At 67.2% G+C, this 17,847-nt stretch carries 21 protein-coding genes and 1 other RNA gene; 13 read left to right on the top strand and 9 right to left on the bottom strand.

The window, feature by feature from the left end; translation table 11 throughout:
• Positions 1–122: 122 nt before the first annotated feature.
• Entirely contained in the window at positions 123–1,277 is a 1,155-nt protein-coding gene (locus AC6I9V_RS15430) for an acyl-CoA dehydrogenase family protein (protein WP_349411411.1), read from the top strand.
• Positions 1,278–1,323: 46 nt separating this feature from the next.
• On the top strand, positions 1,324–1,896 hold the full coding sequence (gene def, locus AC6I9V_RS15425; RefSeq protein ID WP_349411412.1) for a peptide deformylase: 573 nt from the start codon (positions 1,324–1,326) through the stop codon (positions 1,894–1,896).
• 23 nt (positions 1,897–1,919) lie between these two features.
• On the opposite strand, the gene ppk2 is transcribed toward def, so the two are convergent.
• On the bottom strand, positions 1,920–2,828 hold the full coding sequence (gene ppk2, locus AC6I9V_RS15420) for a polyphosphate kinase 2 (RefSeq protein ID WP_349411413.1): 909 nt from the start codon (positions 2,826–2,828) through the stop codon (positions 1,920–1,922).
• A 128-nt stretch (positions 2,829–2,956) separates the two neighbouring features.
• Between ppk2 and AC6I9V_RS15415 the strand changes: the two genes are divergently transcribed.
• The 3 genes from AC6I9V_RS15415 to AC6I9V_RS15405 are packed head-to-tail and all read left to right on the top strand — an operon-like array spanning position 2,957 to position 4,591.
• The gene (locus AC6I9V_RS15415) at positions 2,957–3,925 is read left to right on the top strand and encodes a 1-phosphofructokinase family hexose kinase (protein ID WP_349411415.1); all 969 of its coding nucleotides are present in this window, start codon (positions 2,957–2,959) and stop codon (positions 3,923–3,925) included.
• Between the two features lie 37 nt (positions 3,926–3,962).
• Positions 3,963–4,409: a PH domain-containing protein gene (locus tag AC6I9V_RS15410; protein ID WP_349411416.1), complete on the top strand. Its 447-nt coding sequence runs from the start codon at positions 3,963–3,965 to the stop codon at positions 4,407–4,409.
• Positions 4,406–4,591 (top strand): hypothetical protein, encoded by a 186-nt coding sequence (locus AC6I9V_RS15405; RefSeq protein WP_349411417.1) that lies wholly within the window; start codon positions 4,406–4,408, stop codon positions 4,589–4,591. Before AC6I9V_RS15410 ends, AC6I9V_RS15405 begins: the two co-directional genes overlap by 4 nt.
• Before the next feature lie 14 nt (positions 4,592–4,605).
• On the opposite strand, the gene AC6I9V_RS15400 is transcribed toward AC6I9V_RS15405, so the two are convergent.
• From AC6I9V_RS15400 to AC6I9V_RS15385, 4 genes are all read right to left on the bottom strand, one after another.
• On the bottom strand, positions 4,606–4,893 hold the full coding sequence (locus AC6I9V_RS15400; RefSeq protein WP_349411418.1) for a hypothetical protein: 288 nt from the start codon (positions 4,891–4,893) through the stop codon (positions 4,606–4,608).
• 109 nt (positions 4,894–5,002) lie between these two features.
• Positions 5,003–5,800 (bottom strand): HNH endonuclease family protein, encoded by a 798-nt coding sequence (locus AC6I9V_RS15395; RefSeq protein WP_349411419.1) that lies wholly within the window; start codon positions 5,798–5,800, stop codon positions 5,003–5,005.
• Between the two features lie 125 nt (positions 5,801–5,925).
• Positions 5,926–6,135, bottom strand: coding sequence for a hypothetical protein (locus AC6I9V_RS15390; RefSeq protein ID WP_349411420.1), 210 nt, complete (start codon positions 6,133–6,135; stop codon positions 5,926–5,928).
• A gap of 66 nt (positions 6,136–6,201) precedes the next feature.
• Positions 6,202–7,695 carry a glyceraldehyde-3-phosphate dehydrogenase gene (locus AC6I9V_RS15385; protein WP_349411421.1) on the bottom strand — a complete coding sequence of 498 codons (1,494 nt, stop codon included), beginning with the start codon at positions 7,693–7,695 and terminating at the stop codon, positions 6,202–6,204.
• 290 nt (positions 7,696–7,985) lie between these two features.
• Here AC6I9V_RS15385 and AC6I9V_RS15380 point away from each other — a divergent pair, with 290 nt between their 5' ends.
• Positions 7,986–8,138, top strand: a complete 153-nt coding sequence (locus AC6I9V_RS15380) for a hypothetical protein (RefSeq protein ID WP_349411423.1) — start codon at positions 7,986–7,988, stop codon at positions 8,136–8,138.
• Positions 8,139–8,201: 63 nt separating this feature from the next.
• Here AC6I9V_RS15380 and rnpB read toward each other — a convergent pair.
• Positions 8,202–8,594: RNase P RNA component class A (gene rnpB, locus AC6I9V_RS15375), an RNA gene on the bottom strand.
• 110 nt (positions 8,595–8,704) lie between these two features.
• On the opposite strand from rnpB, the gene AC6I9V_RS15370 reads away from it, so the two are divergent.
• The 3 genes from AC6I9V_RS15370 to AC6I9V_RS15360 all read left to right on the top strand — a co-directional run bounded on the left by AC6I9V_RS15370 (position 8,705) and on the right by AC6I9V_RS15360 (position 11,357).
• A complete protein-coding gene (locus tag AC6I9V_RS15370) occupies positions 8,705–9,586 on the top strand; it encodes a slipin family protein (protein ID WP_349411425.1) in 882 nt (293 codons plus the stop codon).
• Between the two features lie 62 nt (positions 9,587–9,648).
• A complete protein-coding gene (locus AC6I9V_RS15365) occupies positions 9,649–10,569 on the top strand; it encodes an alpha/beta hydrolase (protein ID WP_497900039.1) in 921 nt (306 codons plus the stop codon).
• 23 nt (positions 10,570–10,592) lie between these two features.
• Positions 10,593–11,357, top strand: coding sequence for a YaaA family protein (locus AC6I9V_RS15360; protein ID WP_497900038.1), 765 nt, complete (start codon positions 10,593–10,595; stop codon positions 11,355–11,357).
• 59 nt (positions 11,358–11,416) lie between these two features.
• On the opposite strand, the gene AC6I9V_RS15355 is transcribed toward AC6I9V_RS15360, so the two are convergent.
• Both AC6I9V_RS15355 and AC6I9V_RS15350 read right to left on the bottom strand, forming a co-directional pair.
• Positions 11,417–12,154 carry a zinc ribbon domain-containing protein gene (locus AC6I9V_RS15355; protein WP_497900037.1) on the bottom strand — a complete coding sequence of 246 codons (738 nt, stop codon included), beginning with the start codon at positions 12,152–12,154 and terminating at the stop codon, positions 11,417–11,419.
• Positions 12,155–12,278: 124 nt separating this feature from the next.
• Positions 12,279–13,202 (bottom strand): Nif3-like dinuclear metal center hexameric protein, encoded by a 924-nt coding sequence (locus tag AC6I9V_RS15350; protein WP_497900036.1) that lies wholly within the window; start codon positions 13,200–13,202, stop codon positions 12,279–12,281.
• Between the two features lie 101 nt (positions 13,203–13,303).
• Between AC6I9V_RS15350 and msrA the strand changes: the two genes are divergently transcribed.
• The 4 genes from msrA (at position 13,304) to AC6I9V_RS15330 (ending at position 16,203) form a co-directional block, all read left to right on the top strand.
• Entirely contained in the window at positions 13,304–13,828 is a 525-nt protein-coding gene (msrA, locus tag AC6I9V_RS15345) for a peptide-methionine (S)-S-oxide reductase MsrA (protein ID WP_349411430.1), read from the top strand.
• Between the two features lie 67 nt (positions 13,829–13,895).
• A complete protein-coding gene (gene cysK, locus AC6I9V_RS15340; protein WP_349411431.1) occupies positions 13,896–14,831 on the top strand; it encodes a cysteine synthase A in 936 nt (311 codons plus the stop codon).
• A gap of 37 nt (positions 14,832–14,868) precedes the next feature.
• Positions 14,869–15,453, top strand: coding sequence for a serine O-acetyltransferase EpsC (gene epsC / locus AC6I9V_RS15335; protein ID WP_138769044.1), 585 nt, complete (start codon positions 14,869–14,871; stop codon positions 15,451–15,453).
• 66 nt (positions 15,454–15,519) lie between these two features.
• The gene (locus AC6I9V_RS15330; protein ID WP_497900035.1) at positions 15,520–16,203 is read left to right on the top strand and encodes a Type 1 glutamine amidotransferase-like domain-containing protein; all 684 of its coding nucleotides are present in this window, start codon (positions 15,520–15,522) and stop codon (positions 16,201–16,203) included.
• 88 nt (positions 16,204–16,291) lie between these two features.
• Here the strand turns inward: AC6I9V_RS15330 and gnd are convergent, their stop codons facing one another.
• Entirely contained in the window at positions 16,292–17,728 is a 1,437-nt protein-coding gene (gene gnd, locus AC6I9V_RS15325) for an NADP-dependent phosphogluconate dehydrogenase (protein WP_497900034.1), read from the bottom strand.
• Positions 17,729–17,847: the final 119 nt, after the last annotated feature.

The following is a 17,847-nucleotide window of genomic DNA, read 5'->3' as shown; positions in this document are numbered from 1 at the left end:
GGCAGAATTGTCCGACCTTGCCAAAGGCCGCACCGGTTATCCGGTGCGGCCTTTGTTGTCTGTCCAGATTGTGTCTGTCCAGCCTTGTCTGTCCAGTGTTGTCCGTCCACGGAAGGAATCTCATGAAGCGCCAGCTCTTTGAAGAAGACCACGAGATGTTCCGTGGGATGGCAGCGGAGTTCAACTCCCGGGCGGTTGCCCCGCACTACGCCCAGTGGGACCAGGACCACATGATGCCCCGCTCGCTGTGGACTGCGGCCGGTGAGCAGGGCCTGCTGGGCCTCGCCGTGCCCGAGGAGTTCGGCGGCATGGGCATGGCCGACTACCGGTTCCGCGCAGTGCTGGACGAGGAATTCGCCCGGAGCAACCACCTAGCCGTCGGCCTGGCCTTCCACCTGCACGATGACCTGGTCCTGCCTCACCTGCTGGCGTACGGCTCCGATGACCTCAAGAGCCGCTGGCTGCCCGGGATGGTCTCCGGTGAAACGGTCACCTCCGTCGCCTGGACCGAGCCCGGCGCCGGGTCGGACCTGCGCGGCATCCGCACTAAGGCCGTGCGCGACGGCGATGACTGGCTGATCACCGGCCAGAAAACGTTCATCGGCAACGGCATTTCCGGCGACGCCTCGCTGGTCCTTGCCCGCACCGACGGCGGCACCGGGCGCGGCGGCCGCGACTCCTTCTCCCTCTTTATGGTGCGCAAGGGCGAGGGCTACACCACGGGCAACCAGCTGGACAAGATGGGCCTGAAGGCATCGGACACCGCGGAACTGTTTTTCGACAACGTCCGCGTCCCGCACACGGACCTCGTCGGCGAGGAGGGCAAGGGCCTGCAGTACGCCGCCGGGCAGCTCCCCCAGGGCCGGCTCGCGATCGCCGTGGCGAGCTCCGCCGTCGTCCGGGCCGTCTACGAGGCGACGGTCAACTACACGAAGGACCGCAATGCCTTCGGCGAGCGGATCATCGACTTCCAGAACACCCGCTTTGAACTGGCCGACATCCTCACCGAGGTTGAGGTCACCGAATCCTACGTTGACCGGGCCATCCAGGCCTTCAACGCCGGCGAGCTCGACGCCGGCTCCGCGGCCCGGGCGAAACTGTGGGCCTCCGAGCGGGCCAAGTCCGTCACCGACCGGTGCCTGCAGCTGCACGGCGGCTACGGCTACATCCTCGAGTACCCGGTGGCGCAGGCCTTCCTGGCGGCCCGGCTGCTGACCATCTTCGGCGGCACCAACGAAATCATGCGCGACGTCGTCGGCCGCACCATCGCGGACTGACCCCTCCGCCGCCAGCAACCCCCAGCACCAAAGGAACTCTTTCGACATGACAGTCCTTCCCATCACAATCTGGGGCGAACCCGTGCTGCACCGCCGGGCCGCCGAGGTTGAGGTCTTCGACGACGAACTCCGCACCCTGATCGCGGACATGTTCGAGACCAACGACGCCGCCAACGGTGTGGGCCTCGCCGCGCCCCAGGTCGGCGTGGGCAAGCGGTTGTTCGTGTACAAATACGAGAACGACGACGGCGCCCCGCCGTCCGGCGTCGTCGTCAACCCCGTGCTGACCCTCTCCAAGGTCTCCGGCGCACTTCCGGACCCGGACGAGGAAGAGGAAGGATGCCTGTCCTTCCCGGGCGGGCAGTACCCGCTCAAACGGGCCGAATGGGCGCGGGTCCAGGGTTTCGACGGCGACGGCAAGCCGGTCGAGTTCGAGGCGACAGGCTGGTTCGCCCGGGTGATCCAGCACGAATACGACCACCTCGACGGCAAGCTGTACGTCAACCGGCTGATCGACCGGTACTCCCGCAAGGCTCTGAAGCAGGCCAAGAAGAACGGCTGGGGTATCCCCGGGCTGACCTGGATGCCGGGCGTGGACCCGGATCCGTTCGGCCACTAGGTTCGCCAGAGACCGGCCCCGGACTATTCCGCGGCGGGTTTCAGCAGCTGGGCGGCGTGGTCCGGGACATAGCGGTACAGCTCGCGCGGTGGGCGGGTGTAATTGACGGCTCGCGGCCGCTCCGGCAGGGTCACGGGCTCGGTACGGACTTCGGTGTAGTCGATGCTGGAGAGCAGGTGGGCGATCATGTTGATCCTGGCCCGCCGTTTGTCCTCTGCCTCAACCACGAACCAGGGCGATTCCGCCGTATCCGTCTGCATGAACATGTCGTCCTTGGCCCGGGAATAGTCTTCCCAGCGCAGGATCGCCTCCCGGTCCATCGGCGAAAGCTTCCATTGCCGCAGCGGATCCTCCAGCCGGGCCCTGAACCGCCGTTCCTGCTCTTCGTGGCTGATCGAGAACCAGTATTTGAACATGAGGATGCCGTCCTGAATCAGCAGGCGCTCAAACACGGGGCACTGGGCCATAAAGCGCTTGTGTTCCGCGGGGGTGCAGAACCCCATCACGCGCTCGACGCCGGCACGGTTGTACCAGGAGCGGTCCATCAGCACGATTTCCCCAGCCGCCGGCAGTTGCTCGACGTACCGCTGGAAATACCATTCCCCGCGTTGCCGGTCGGTCGGAGCCGGCAATGCCACGATCCGGACCACCCGCGGGTTCAGGTACTCCGTGACCCGCTTGATCGCGCTCCCCTTGCCGGCGGCGTCGCGCCCTTCGAAGAGCACCAGCACCCGCGCACCGGTGCTGCGGACCCATTCCTGCAGCGCAACCAGCTCCGCCTGGAGCCGGGCCAGTTCGGCCTCATACACCCCGAGCGGTAGCCGGCCCGGCGCCTCCGGCGACTCCTTGGCGCCGGACTGGCCCGCCAGGTCCTTCCCGCCGGCCGCTATCCCGCCCGCCGCCTTGCCGGCGCCTCCCTTGCGATGTGCCATGGCTCCCACTCCGCTCGTGGCCGCGTACGTCCTGCCGCGTGTCCTGCCGCGCCCATTCTTGCCCAGCACCCTGCTCCGGGCTAGGGCCATCGGCCCGGGATGCGGCCGCGTCTCCTATGCTTGGGCTCATGGAAGCATCCCCATCGGCGCAGGTGTTGCCCATCCTCACGGTCACCGTGAACCCGGCCCTGGACATCAGCACCAGCACCGAACTGGTCGCCAGCGGCCATAAGCTCCGGTGCGGCCCCAGCCGGCTGGATCCGGGCGGCGGCGGCGTCAACGTGGCGCGGGTCGTGCAACGGCTCGGCGGACGCCCGCTGGCCATTTACACCGCCGGCGGTCCCACGGGCGAGGCGTACCGGCGGCTGATCGAAGCCGAACGCCTGCCCACCCTCGTGGTGCCGATCCAGGGCAGCACCCGGCAGGATTTCACGGTCGACGAGGCCTCCACAGGCAAGCAGTTCCGTTTTGTCCTCCAAGGACCGGAATTGAGTGAGTCCGAGTGGCGCCTCTGTTTAACGCTCGTGGCGGATTCCATCCAACCGGGCGGCTTCGTGGTGGCCAGCGGCAGCCTTCCGCCCGGGGTGCCGGATGATTTCTACGCAGAGGTGGCCCGGCTGTCCCGGGAACAGAATGCCCGCTGCGTGGTGGACGCCTCCGGACCGGCCCTGGCCGCCGCACTCTCTGAAGGGGTCTTCCTGATTAAGCCAAGCCGCCGGGAGCTCGGACTGCATTTCGGCATTACCCTGGACAGCGAGCAAAGCGAACTCGATGCCGCCATGGCGCTGGTGGACGATGGATCCACCGAGCTTGTTGCCCTGACCCTCGGCGGCCGAGGCGCGGTTCTCTCGTCCCGGGGCGGCACGCTCCGGCTGCCCGTGCCGCAGGTGGACGTGCGGAGTACCGTCGGCGCGGGCGACAGCTTCCTCGCGGCCTTTGTCCTTCGGCTGGCCCAGGGGCGCAGTCTGGCGGAGGCGTTCCGCTCGGCCGTCGCCGCGGGCAGCGCCACCGTCACGACGCGGGCCACCGAATTGTGCCACCGGGACGACGTCGAACGGCTGGAAGCGGAACTCGCGGCCCAGGACTTCGGAGCCTAAGCGGGAAAAGCTCAGCCGCGCTGGCATGATTTGCCGCATGGGGAAAACTACGACGCCGTTAGACTCAGCACCGCAAGCTCGCACTTTCAAGGATCCATCCGGCCGGGCGGTCTCGCTCGTGGTCTGGGCGGGCTGCGCCGTCGCCGTCGGCTGGCTGCTGCTCGCGGGCAGGACCGGTGCCGCCGCGGCGGCCGCGCCGTGGTTGGCGGTCCTGTCCCTGCTCGTCTACCTGACTCAATGGCGGCCGCGCCTGATCGTCGACGGCGACGGCTTTGAGGTGGTGAATGGCCTGCGCCGGCACCGGATCCCGTTCGCCGCGGTGGACGACATTGAAGTCCGCCACGCGGTGACGCTGACGGCCGGGCGAATAAGTACATCAGCTGGGGTGCTCCGACTCCGCCCAGTGCCTTCGCCGCAGGCTTCGAGCACGCCCGGGACTGGAAGCAGCGCCCCTTCGGATTGCTGCCGTCCAACGAGCGGATGAGGCACTCCGAGCCGGCGACCGGACGTGACGCGATCGTCAGAGCCTGGCAGGACGCCCGGCACGCCGACGGCGCGGCGGCCGGGGACTCCGCTGACCCCACGGTCACTTCGCGGTGGAACATACCTATGCTGATTCTGGGCGTGCTCCTCGCCGGCTGGTGCCTGGCCAAAGTGCTCCTCTGAGAGAAGACCCGCTTCTAGGGCAGCACTTTGTAGAGGTCAACGACCGTCTCGTCCGGCGGCGAGGCGAAGCCACCCTGGATGCCGGCCTGCATCTTTGGCATCAGAATGCCGTCGCGGAACTTCTCCCAGCTCTCCTTCGAATCGTGGACCGCCATGATGGTCCACCCACCGGCGGACGCGCCTCCGGCGTGGAAAATCTGTCCCTCCGGCAAGCGTCCTTCGCCGGGATGGACCGCCGCGATGGACGCCTCGTATTGTTCCTTGGTTCCGCCCGGGAAAAAGTGCACAACTCCGTAAGCCATTTTCTGCTCCTCAAATGGTGGACCCTGATGGTGGGTCCTAGCTGATAAACCCAGTGGTAGACCCGGTGGCTTCGACTGTCAATGAGCATGGGATTCGGGCCAGCAACACTCAGCGCGGCACCACCGTCTGCTGCCCTGGGCAGGCATCAAGGATCCGCTTCATGGCGTCTTTTTCGGCCGGGGTCACCCACAGCCCGTAGGCGGCCTTGACCGAGATCTGCCGGGCGACGTAGTGGCAGCGGAACACCTTGTTCGGCGGCAGCCAGCTCGCGGCGTCGGACGCGCCCTTGTCCTGGTTGGCCTGGCCGTCCGCGGCGATCAGGTTCAGCGGATCGTTGGCCAGGTGCTGTCTCTGCACGGCCGTCAGCTGCTGGGCGCCCTTTTGCCAGGCGTCCCCCAGCGCCACAACGTGGTCGATCTGCACCGCTTTGCTGGACTCGGCACCCCGCCGGAAATCGATGCTCCGGCCGGTGTAGGGCTCCCGGAACGAACCGGCGCCGATCCGGCAGCGGGAGCCCTCGGTGAAGGTGGCCCCGGCCAGGTCGCGGCGAAGAATGTCGTTGCGGGTGTCGCAGCCGTTGCGGTCGACGTCGAGCCAGGCCTGGCCGAAGGCGGTGCGCTCGTAGTTGTTCGCGGCTGCCCGGCCTTTGACCGGCAGCGTCGCCAAGACCTCGACGGCGCTCCCGCCCGGCACGGGCCGCACCGGGGTAACAGGCTTCATCCAGGCCCCCGCGAGGACGGGAGCCTCGGTGGGGCCGTCCGCTTGCGGCTCCCCCAGGGCAAACTGGCCGACGGTGAAGAACCAGCCGAGGGCGGCGAGCAGGGTTAGTCCCGCGGCGGCCAGCAGGGCCCAGGCCTGGCGGGATCGGCGTCGGGCACGCCGGAAATCGGTCCAGGTCGCGGTCACGGAAGGACCCTGGCGGGCTGGGAGCGCTGCACCACCACAGCGTAGGCCGGGCCACCGTCGCCGGGCCGGTTGTCCACAGTGTGGAGGACCGGTCCGGCGACACCGGAAAGGCTAGCGCTCAGGGGTCATTGTTCCCTGGTAACCCGGCGGAGGTCCTCCTCGGCGAGGGTCAGCAGCGCCTCCAACTGGCTGACGCGTGCGTCGTCGACCTCGCCGGCTTCGCGCTTGGCGCGGGCGTCGTCGAGGAGGCGCTTGGCTTCCTTGGCGTTCCGCCGTGCCACATCGAGGGCGTGTTCGAGGGTGGTTTCGTGTTCCAGAGCCGGGTTCTGTTCCATGGCTCCATTGTGGTTCCCTTTCCCGGCCGATTCCAGAGATTCGGCTGGGAAGGTCGCCACAGCAGGTTATCCGACCTCGACCGGCAGGCCGGCTGCTTCCAGCGTTGCGGCTGCATCCTTGGCGGGGAACGACGGCGGGTTTACGCCGGCCATTTCCTCCATGACACGGACCACCTGGCAGCTGTAGCCGAACTCGTTGTCGTACCAGACGTAGAGGATGACGTTCTTGTCGTTGGAGATGGTGGCGAGGCCGTCGACGATGCCGGCGCGGCGTGAGCCGACGAAGTCGGTGGAGACCACCTCGGGCGAATCGATGTAGTCGATCTGCTTCCGGAGGTCCGAGTGCAGGGACATTTCCCGCAGGTAGTTGTTGACCTCGTCCTTGGTGGTGCCGTTTTCCAGGCTCAGGTTCAGGATGGCCAGGGACACGTCCGGGGTGGGGACGCGGATGGAGCTTCCCGACAGTTTGCCAAGGAGCTCCGGCAGGGCCTTGGCCACTGCCGTGGCGGCGCCGGTCTCGGTGATGACCATGTTCAGCGCGGCGGAGCGGCCGCGGCGGTCGCCCTTGTGGAAGTTGTCGATCAGGTTCTGGTCGTTGGTGAAGGAGTGGACCGTCTCCACGTGGCCGTGCACCACACCGTAGCGGTCATTGATCGCCTTCAGCACCGGGGTGATGGCGTTGGTGGTGCAGGAAGCTGCGGAGACGATCTTGTCCGAGTCGGTGATCGCGGTGTGGTTGATGCCGTGCACGATGTTCTTCAGCTCGCCCTTGCCCGGGGCGGTGAGGAGGACGCGGGAGACACCCTTGCTCTGCAGGTGCTGGGACAGGCCCTGGGCGTCGCGCCAGCGGCCGGTGTTGTCGACGACGAGTGCGTCGTGGATGCCGTAGGCGGTGTAGTCCACGGTGGCGGGGTTGTCCGAGTAGATGACCTGGATCTGGACGCCGTTGGCGGTGATCGTGTCGTTCTGGAGGTCCACCTTGATGGTGCCCTCGAAGGAGCCGTGCACCGAGTCGCGGCGCAACAGGCTGGCGCGCTTGGCCAGGTCGTTGTCCGAGCCGCGGCGCACCACGATGGCGCGCAGGCGCAGGCCGTGGCCGCCGCCTGCCTTTTCGATCAGGAGGCGGGCGAGCAGCCGGCCGATGCGGCCGAAGCCGTAGAGCACGACGTCGGTACTGGTGCGGTCATCGCCGCCACGCTTGCCGACGACGTCGGCCAGCTCGGCCCGCAGGAACTCGTCCAGGCTGACGCCGTCGCCCTCGGCGCGGTACTTCTCGGTGAGACGGGCGATGTCGATGGCAGCCGCGCCGAGCTCCAGCTTGGTGAGGGCGTCCAGCAGCGGCGCGGTCTCTTCGAGGCGCAGTTCTTCCTTGCTCATCCGGCGGGCGAAGCGGTGCGCCTTGAGGATGTTCATGGTGGATTTGTTGATCAGGCTGCGGCCGTGGATGGAGGTCACCACGTTGTTCTCACGGTACAGCCGGCCGATCACCGGAATCATGGCCTCGGCGAGCGCCTCCCGGCCCATCCACGTATCAAGACAAGAATCTGACGTCTGGCTCACAGAACTACCTTCCTAGAATCCACCGCATACGTCCTCGTATGCGGAAGTCGGCTGCCGGCGGATGTCCGGAACCTGGCGCTGCGGGAATTCGGTCCAGCCCGCGCACCTTTCTGCACCTATATGCATCGCAAAGAAAAAGCCACCGGCTGCGAACGCAGACCCGGCGGCAGAACTTCTACGTTCGCTATCCATTCTAGGGTGGCCTCCGCTACCCTACCGGCCGGTACGGGGTGAAATCACTCACACCCGATGTCCGCGGATAGGTACTTCCCCTGCCCTAGGATGGCCGGATGGGACTCATCGTTGCACTACTCGTCATTTGGCTCATCCTCTCGATCCTGGGCTTCGTCATAAAGGGCCTGCTCTGGCTGGCTGTGATCGGCCTGGTCCTCTTTGTCGCCACGGCGGCGTGGGGCTGGGTGAAGCGCAAGGCCAAGGCCTGAACCGAAATCTACGGCTGAGAAGGAGGGGCTGGCACCATACGGTGCCGGCCCCTTTTGTGTGGATGGACGGGTTGACCGATACGCCGGGTTCTGTGCTCCCGCGCTGTTACCGGCGCGGGAGTAGCGGCCATCCATCTACGGACGCCGTTGCCGACGCCCTCCAGCGGCCTACCCGGACACTCGGGCGGGCAGCCCTCAAACGTGTCCTGTCTGGCCTTGCTCCGGGTGGGGTTTACCTAGCCTTCCCGGTCACCCGGGAAGCTGGTGGTCTCTTACACCGCCGTTTCACCCTTACCTGCTCCCCGAACCGTGCGGACACGGCCCTTGGGCAGGCGGTCTCTTCTCTGTGGCACTGGCCTGCGGGTTACCCCGAGTGGGCGTTACCCACCACCCGCCCTGCGGAGCCCGGACGTTCCTCGAGCCACTTGCGTGACGCGCGGCCGCCTGGTCAACCCATCCGTTGTTCATTCTACGGTCTCCCCCGGGCAGGCCCGCCCTGCCGGCGCCTTTTGGCCCAGCCGGTGGGAGAATGGAAGCAGCTAACCCCGCTGAAGGAAGCGATTCGGATGGACATCACCGCCGTCGTCGTTTGGTTGCTCGTTATTGCCCTACTGCTCATCGTGGCCCGGATGTCGATCCGGATTGTGCGCCAGTACGAGCAGGGTGTGTTGTTCCGGCTGGGCCGGGTGATCGGGGTCCGGATGCCGGGCCTGCGCTTCATCATTCCGGTGATCGACAGGCTCCACCTCGTCAGCCTGCGGATCGTGACTATGCCGATCCAGTCGCAGGGCATCATCACCCAGGACAACGTCAGTGTCGACATCTCGGCGGTGGCCTACTACCGGGTGATCGATGCCGTGAAGTCGGTCGTGGCGATCGAGAACGTCGCGGCGGCGATCAACCAGATCGCCCAGACGACGCTGCGGAAAGTCGTCGGCCGGCACAGCCTGGACCAGACCCTGTCCGAGACGGAACACATCAACAGCGACATCCGCGAAATCCTCGACGCCCTCACGCTGGAGTGGGGCGTCGAGGTGACCCTCGTGGAGCTCAAGGACATCCAGCTGCCCGAAAGCATGAAGCGCGCCATGGCCCGGCAGGCCGAGGCCGAGCGGGAGAAGCGGGCCAAGATCATCGCCGCCGAGGGCGAGTCCATCGCGGCCACGGCCCTCGGCGAAGCGTCCGACACGATGATGGCGCATCCGCTGGCCCTGCAGCTGCGGAACCTGCAGTCCCTCGTGGAGATCGCCGTGGACAAGAACTCCACCGTCGTCTTCCCGGCCCCGCTGATGAGCACCATCGGCGAGCTGTCGGCCTTCCTGGCGCGTGAGAACCAGGCCGCACAGGCTGCGGCAACCCCAGCACGGCCCCCGCTGCCAGCACCGGCCGCGGTTTCCCCGGACTCCGTTCAGGGTCCAGTCCCCGCACCGCCCGCCAAGGTAGCCTGAGCCCCGTGCGCGGCTTGGGGGCGGCACTGCCACCGCCCGGCTTCCGCGCCTAAGATCAAGGGATGGATGAGCCGCTGCTTGACCGCCGGCGGATGCTGGAACTCGGAGCCGGCTTTGTGGGCGCCGCCACGCTGGCAGCCTGCGCCCCTGAGGCTCGCAACCCCGAGCGCAGCGCCGGCGGCGTGGCCGCCGGCCCCGATCGGCCTGGCGCCCAACCGGCAACGACGTCCACCACGGCTGTGCCCGGGACCCCGGCCTCTCGGGTTGACGTCACCTCCGGCAGTTTCGACACAAAGTTCCGCCCGGACACCCCCACCGGGTGGTCCCTGGCCACACCGGTCGTCGCCGGCTACGAGCAGGCCAAGATGCCGGTAGCGCTCTTCCTGCACGGCACCGGCAGCGACAACCGTTTCCTCTTCGACGACCTCGGCATCCAGGCGGTGCTGCAGCGCTACCTCGTGGACGGCGGAACGCCCTTCGCGATCGCCTCCGTGGATGGCGGCGACTCCTGGTGGCATCCGCGAACCGACGGCACAGATACCGAGTCCATGCTGCTGGAGGAATTCATCCCGTTTCTGGGCCGGCAGGGGCTGGACCTCGACAGGTTTGGGCTCTTCGGCCTCTCCATGGTCGGCTTCGGCGCCCTGCTGCTCGCCTCGCAGGGCAAGGTCCCAGGGTTGCGGGCCGTCGCCGCCATGAGTCCGGCGGTCTGGAGTGACTACGACGACGGGCTGGACGGGGCGTTCGACAGCCCGGAGGACTTCGAGGCCAATGACGTCTTCGCGCTGCGGCCCCGGCTCAAAGACCTGCCGAAACGCATCGATTGCGGCACCGGCGATCCCCTCCTGCCCTCGGTCAAGGACTACGTCGCCGGCCTGCCGGGACACGTCGAGGGCGGCTACCAGCCCGGCGGACACGAGGAGGCGTACTGGCGGCTCATCCTGCCTACCCTGCTGTCCTTCCTCGGCCGCCAACTCGCCTAGCCCGCCGCCGGTAGGATCGTACGGTGCTGATTCTGCTGCCGCCCTCCGAAGGCAAGACCCCCGCAACCGGCGGCGACGCCGTCGACCCTTCCTCGCTCAGCTTTCCCGCGCTGAACAGCTACCGCGCGAAGGTGCTCGAGGCACTCGGCACCGTCAGCGCACACGAGGATGCGCTGGCGCTGCTGGGCGTCGGCGCCTCGCTGGCCGCCGACGTCGAACGCAACACCCGGCTGCATGCCGAGCCCGCCGCGCCCGCCCACCAGGTGTACTCCGGGGTGCTGTACGACGCCCTGGGCTACCGTTCGCTGACGCCCGGCCAGCGGAAGAAGGCGGACGAGTCCGTGCTGGTGATTTCCGCGCTCTGGGGCGCCCTCCGGTTCGGCGACCGGGTGCCGGCCTACCGGCTGTCGATGGGCACGGCGCTCCCCGACGTCGGACGCCTGGCTTCGTTCTGGAAACCGCAGCTGACCGAGGCACTCGCGGCCGCCACGGCCGGGGAACTGCTGGTCGATTGCCGCTCCAGCACCTACGCCGCGGCGTGGGCTCCGCCGCCCGAACAGACCGTGGCTGTCAACGTCTTCACGGAGGTCAAAGGGGTGCGCAAGGTCGTCAGCCACTTCGCCAAACACACCCGCGGGGAGCTGGCCCGGCACCTGCTGAGCCGCCGCGGCAAGGCCCCGCATAATCCGGCGCAGCTGCAGCGGGCCGCCGCTGAGAAGTGGCAGGCGGAGCTCATCGAGGGCACGGCCCGTAAGCCGCACACCCTGAACCTCATCCTGCCCAACTAGCTCGCATTAGTTGTCGTTTTGAGCGCTCAAAACGACAACAACTGCCAGTCAGTTGGCGGTTAGACCCACTCGGCGGAGCGGACCAGGATGCACCCGGAGTCGGGGCAGAAAACGATGTCGTCCTCGGCGGCGGCCTTGATCTCGGCGAGGTCGCCGGGGCTTAGCTGCATGCCGGAACCTTCAGAGGTGCCGTGGAAGAGGCGGGCAGCGCCCACGCCGCGCTTGGCGAGGGTTTTCTCGTAGACGGCAAGCATCCCCGCGTCCAGTCCCTCAGCGAACTCGGCGCGCTGGCCGCGCACCACGGTCATCTCGGCGGCCACTTCGGCCAACTGCTCGTCCAGTTCAGCGCGGATGGCACCGAAAGACCCCTGGATGTCATCAACGATCTGCTGCTGCGTGGCCTGGCGCAGGCGCAGCGAATCGAGCCGCTCTAGGACCTCGAGTTCGACGTCCTCCAGGTCCGAGCGGCGCTTGTTCAGCGAAGCGATGTCGCGCTGGAGGGCCACCAGGTCCTTGGACAGGCCGGTGCCGCTGTTGAGCCGGGCCTCGTCGCGTTCGATCCGGGAGGCCACCTGTTCGACGTCGGCCTCGGCGCGCTTGAGCTCCAGTTCGGCGTCGTGCACGGCGACCTTCGCGGCCCCGAGCTCGCCGTTGGCCACGCTGAGGGCGGCCTCCAGGTCGGTGATCCGGGAGTCGCTCTCAAGGCTGCGGCGGCGGTTGGACAGTGACTTGATTTTGGCATCGAGTCCCTGCAATTCGAGCAACTTCAACTGTTCCGCCGGTGCTGCCTTGGCCACTATTTCCTCCGCTTGTTCACTTACCGGCCGGAGCCGGGCACCGTACCGGCGCTCCCCTAGACTCTAGCGCCAACCGTGCTCCCCGGCCTCGCTACGCTCACCCGGGGCCCCTCGCACGCCTGGCTTAGCCCGGAGTCAGAATGAAGTCCCACGGGTCACTGTTGGTGGTGCTGACCCGAATCTCGATGTCGTGCCCCTGGTCGGTCAGCACGTTCCCGAGGGCCTCGGCGGCCGCCGGCAGCCACAGCCACTCGCTGGCGAAATGCGAGACGTCGATCAGGTAGGGCCGGTCGTTCACGGCGGCCTCCCGTGCCTCCGACGCCGGGTGGTGGCGCAGGTCCGCGGTCAGATAGACATCGGCGTTGCTCGCACGGACCTCGTTGAGCAGCGAATCACCCGCCCCGCCGCACAGGGCCACCCGGCGGACCAGGCCGTCCCGGTCGCCGGAGACCCGGACACCGCCGGCGACGGAGGGCAGGATGCCGAAAACCTGTGCGGCGAAATCCCCGAGCGTCTGGACCTCGGCGAGGTCGCCGACCCGCCCAATCCCCTCTTCGGGCAGTCCGTTGGCGGCCGGAGTCAGCGGCACCACGTCCTGCAGGCCCAGCGCGTCGGCAAGCACGTCGGAGACACCGCCGACGGCGGAATCGCCATTGGTGTGAACCGTCAGCAGGGCGGTCCCGGACTCAATCAACCGGTGCACGGCCTTGCCCTTGGGGGTGTTGGCCGCCACCGAGGTGACGCCCTTGAGCAGCAGCGGATGGTGCGTGATGAGCAGTTCGGCGCCCCAGGCTACGGCTTCCTCGATGACTTCGAGGGTGGGGTCGACGGCGAAGAGGATCCTGCTCACCTCGGCGGAGGGGTGCCCGGCCACGAGACCCACCTCGTCCCAGTCTTCCGCCAGCGATTCGGGCCAGAGCTCCTCGACGGCCAGCAGGATCATGCCCAGCGTGGCGGCCTCGCCGGCTTTTGCGGCTTCGGCAGGCTGCGCGTCGGAAGGCGACGCGTCGGCGGGCTGCGCTGAAACGTCCGTGTTCTCAGGTTCCATACCCTCATTTTTACCCTATCGGCGGCGCCGGCCGCGGCGCCGGCCGCTGACCGACTGCCGGGCTCGGGAATGATCCGGGCGTCTCGTCCATTGAACAGGGCATGAGAACTTTCGTGCTCGGCGGGGGCTGCTTCTGGTGCCTCGACGCTGTCTACCAGAAGACCAAGGGTGTCAGCTCGGTTGTTTCGGGCTACACCGGGGGCCATGACCACAACCCCGATTACTACTCCGTGTGCTCCGGGACCACCGGCCACGCCGAGGTGGTGGCGGTGACCTTTGACGAGGACGTGGTCCCGGCCGACATCATCCTGGACATGTTCTTCGCCCTGCACGATCCCACCACGCTGAACCGGCAGGGTTACGACGTCGGGACCCAGTACCGGTCCTCGATGTTCTACGAGACCACCGAGGAGAAGATTCTGTTCGAGGAGGCGATCGAACGGAACCAGGAGCTGTGGACGGATCCGATCGTCACCGAGGTGAGCCGGCTCCCCCGCTTCCACGTTGCCGAGGATTTCCACCAGGACTACTACGCGAAGTATCCCGAGCAGGGCTACTGCCAGGTGATCATCAACCCGAAGCTCGCGAAGGCCAGGAAATATTACTCTGCATGGCTTAATGCTTAGCTAGGGCTTAAGCGCCATCGTTAGGCTGACCTTAGAATTCCCTCTTCACAGATAGGCACATATACCCATGGCACGGATCTATGACGATGTTACCCAGCTGGTCGGCGGCACCCCGCTGGTCCGCCTCAACCGGCTGAGCGAAGGCCTGGACGCCACCGTGGCGGTCAAGCTGGAGTTCTACAACCCGGCCAACAGCGTCAAGGACCGGATCGGTGTCGCCATCATCGACGCGGCGGAGAAGTCCGGCGCGCTGAAGCCGGGTGGAACCATCGTCGAGGGCACCTCCGGCAACACGGGCATCGCGCTGGCCATGGTCGGCGCCGCCCGCGGCTACAAGGTCATCCTCACCATGCCGGAAACCATGTCCACGGAACGCCGTGTGATGCTCCGCGCCTACGGTGCCGAAATCGTGCTGACCCCCGGCTCAGAGGGCATGCGCGGAGCGGTGGAGAAGGCCCAGGAGATCGTGGCCAACACGGAGAACTCCATCTGGGCCCAGCAGTTCGCCAACGAAGCCAACCCCGAGGTCCACCGCCGGACCACGGCCGAAGAAATCTGGTCGGACACCGACGGCAAGGTGGACATCTTCGTCGCCGGCGTCGGCACCGGCGGAACCGTCACCGGCGTCGGGCAGGTCCTCAAGGAACGCAAGCCGGACGTGCAGATCGTCGCCGTCGAGCCCAAGGACTCCCCCATCCTCAACGGCGGCGCCCCGGGCCCGCACAAGATCCAGGGCCTGGGCGCCAACTTCGTCCCCGAAATCCTGGACACGAACGTCTACGACGAGGTCATCGACGCCACCCTGGAGGACTCGGTCCGCGTGGCACGGGACCTCGGCGTCAAGGAGGGCATCCTCGGCGGCATCTCCTCCGGCGCGATCGTCTGGGCGGCCCTGGAGCTCGCCAAGCGTCCGGAGAACGCCGGTAAACTGATTGTCGCCGTTGTCTGCGACTTCGGGGAGCGCTACATTTCCACCGTGCTGTACGACGACATCCGCGGCTAATTCGGGCCGTGACCCAAGAATTCGTAGAAAGGTCTTTGTGAGCTTCTTCGCAAGACTGAAGGAAGACCTCGACGCCGCCCGGTCCCACGACCCGGCGGCGCGGGGTTCTTTCGAGAACTTCTTTGCCTACTCCGGCCTGCACGCGATCTGGGCGCACCGCCTGACGCACCGGCTCTGGCAGAACCCGTCGCTGCGCTTCCCGGCGCGGCTGATCTCGCAGCTGGCCCGTTTCCTGACCGGCATCGAGATCCATCCGGGGGCCACCATCGGCCGCCGCTTTTTCATCGACCACGGCATGGGTGTGGTCATCGGCGAGACCGCCGAAATCGGCGAGGACGTGATGATCTACCACGGCGTCACCCTCGGCGGCCGCTCGCTCGCGAAGATCAAGCGCCACCCCACGATCGAGGACCGGGTGGTGATCGGCGCCGGCGCGAAGGTCCTGGGGCCTATCACGATCGGCCGGGACAGCGCCATCGGCGCCAACGCCGTGGTGGTCAAGGACGCCCCGGCCGAATCAATCCTCACCGGGGTGCCGGCCACCTGGCGGCACCGCGACGCGCAGCGTGAGACCAAGCCCGCCGTCGACCCGGCCGAGTACCTGATCGAATACCGGATCTAAGGGTCCCGCGGCGCACCCGCCCGGGTCTTCAAGCACATCCACCTTCCGCACGAATTTGGAGGCACCTTGAAGCTCCTGCTGACCTCAGGCGGCGTCACGAACCCCAGCATCCATGCGGCGCTCGTGCAGCTTCTTGGCAAGCCGGTCGCCGAATGCCACGCCCTGGTGGTCCCCACCGCCCAGTGGGGTCACCCGATGTGCGGACCTGCCTCGGTGCGCGGCCTCGTCGCCGCCGAGCCCACGTGGCAGAACTTTTCCGGCCTGGGCTGGGCGTCGCTCGGTGTCCTCGAGCTCACCGCACTGCCCTCCATCGGTGCGGAGCGATGGGTACCGTGGGTCCGGGACGCCGATGTGCTCCTGGTCGACGGCGGGGACGCGAGCTACCTGTGCCACTGGATGCGGGAGTCCGGGCTGGCCGATCTGCTGCCTTCGCTAAATGACACGGTGTGGGTGGGAGTAAGCGCCGGAAGCATGGTGATGACGCCCCGGATCGGGGCCTCCTTCGTCGCATGGCCAACTGCCGCGGACGACCGCACCCTGGGCGTCGTCGACTTCTCAATCTTCCCGCACCTGGACGCCTTCCCGGGGAACAGCCAGGCCGCCGCAGAGCGATGGGCCGCCGACCTCGGCGCCCCGGCCTACGCCATCGACGAGCAGACGGCCATCAGCGTGGTCGACGGCGCTGTCGAGGTGGTCTCCGAAGGACGATGGACGAAGTTCGGGTCAGAGCCGGTGCCGGTCCCCCGCTAACCGGAGATCCGCTTGCAGATGTTACGGCAGCGGCCGGCGCCCCCGGAGTATCGGGAAGCGCCGGCCGCCGGACCGGAAACGGCGTGGACTAGTGCGTGTCCACCGCAGCGATCTCGGACTTGTCCTCGCCCCACAGGGTGTGGAAGGTGCCCTCGGTGTCGATCCGGCCATAGGTGTGTGCACCGAAGAGGTCGCGCTGGCCCTGGATCACGGCGGCCGGGAGGCGCTTGCGGCGCAGGCCGTCGTAGTACGCCAGCGAGGAGGAGAACACCGGCACCGGAATGCCCAACTGCACGGCGGTGGCCACCACCCGGCGCCAGGCCGGGAGGACGTCGGCGATCGCCTTGGTGAACGCCGGGGCGAACAGCAGGTTGGCCGGCTTTTCCTCCGCGGCGTAGGCCTTGGTGATTTCCTTGAGTAGCTCGGCGCGGATGATGCAGCCACCGCGCCACAGCGAGGCGATCTCGTCCAGCTTGAGGTCCCAACCGTATTCCTTGGCGGCGGAGGTGAGCATGTCCAGCCCTTGGGCGTAGGAGACCAGCTTGGAGGCGTACAGCGCCTGCCGGACGTCCTCGACGAAGGTCTCGGGGACCTCGACGGCGGCCTCGCCCCCTGACAGCAGTTCCTGGGCCAGCTTGCGCTGCTCCGCCTGGGAAGACAGGGCGCGGGCGAAGACCGATTCGGCGATCCCCGACGTCGGGGAGCCCAGCTCCAGGGCGGAGATGACCGTCCAGCGGCCGGTGCCCTTCTGCCCGGCTGCGTCCACAACGACGTCGACGAACGGCTTGCCGGTCTTGGCATCGACGTGGCCGAGGACCTCGGCGGAGATTTCGATCAGGAACGAGGCAAGCTCGCCCTTGTTCCACTCTGCGAAGATCTTGGACTGCTCGGCCGGTTCGATCCCGGCGCCGGAGCGCAACAGGTCGAAGGCCTCGCCGATGACCTGCATGTCGGCGTACTCGATGCCGTTGTGAACCATCTTCACGAAGTGGCCGGCGCCGTCGGTGCCGATCCAGGCGCAGCAGGGCTGGCCGTCAACGTGGGCGGCGATCTTCTCCAGCAGCGGGCCGAGGGCCTCGTAGGACTCCCTGGAGCCTCCGGGCATGATCGAGGGGCCGTTGAGGGCGCCCTCCTCGCCGCCGGAGACGCCGATGCCGACGAAGTGGAGGTCTTTTTTGGCGAGGGCGGCCTCGCGGCGGCGGGTGTCCTCGTAGTGCGAGTTACCGGCGTCAATGATGATGTCGCCCGGTTCCAGCAGCGGCTCGAGCTGCTCGATCACTGAGTCCACCGGCTTGCCGGCCTTGACCATGATCAGAACGCGGCGCGGCTTCTCCAGCGAGTCAACGAGTTCCTGCAGCGTTTCGGTGCGGACGAAGTCGCCGTCGTGGCCGTGCTTTTCGAGCAGCGCGTCGGTTTTTTCCACGGACCGGTTGTGCAGGGCAACGGTGAAGCCGTTACGGGCCAGGTTCCGGGCCAGGTTGGCCCCCATCACCGCGAGGCCGGTGACACCGATGTGTGCTGACATCAAAAACTCCAATTCATTCTGTGCATCGAGTGCAGTTCGTCCCGCACATGCTGCGGAACACGCTTTCTGGGACCAATGGCTGTCAATAAACCATATGTATTTCCGCGGACCGCGTGAAA

The sequence above is a fragment of the Arthrobacter sp. SlRoot2-15 genome, assembly GCF_059739345.1.
This window is presented reverse-complemented; position numbering and strand designations above follow the sequence as displayed.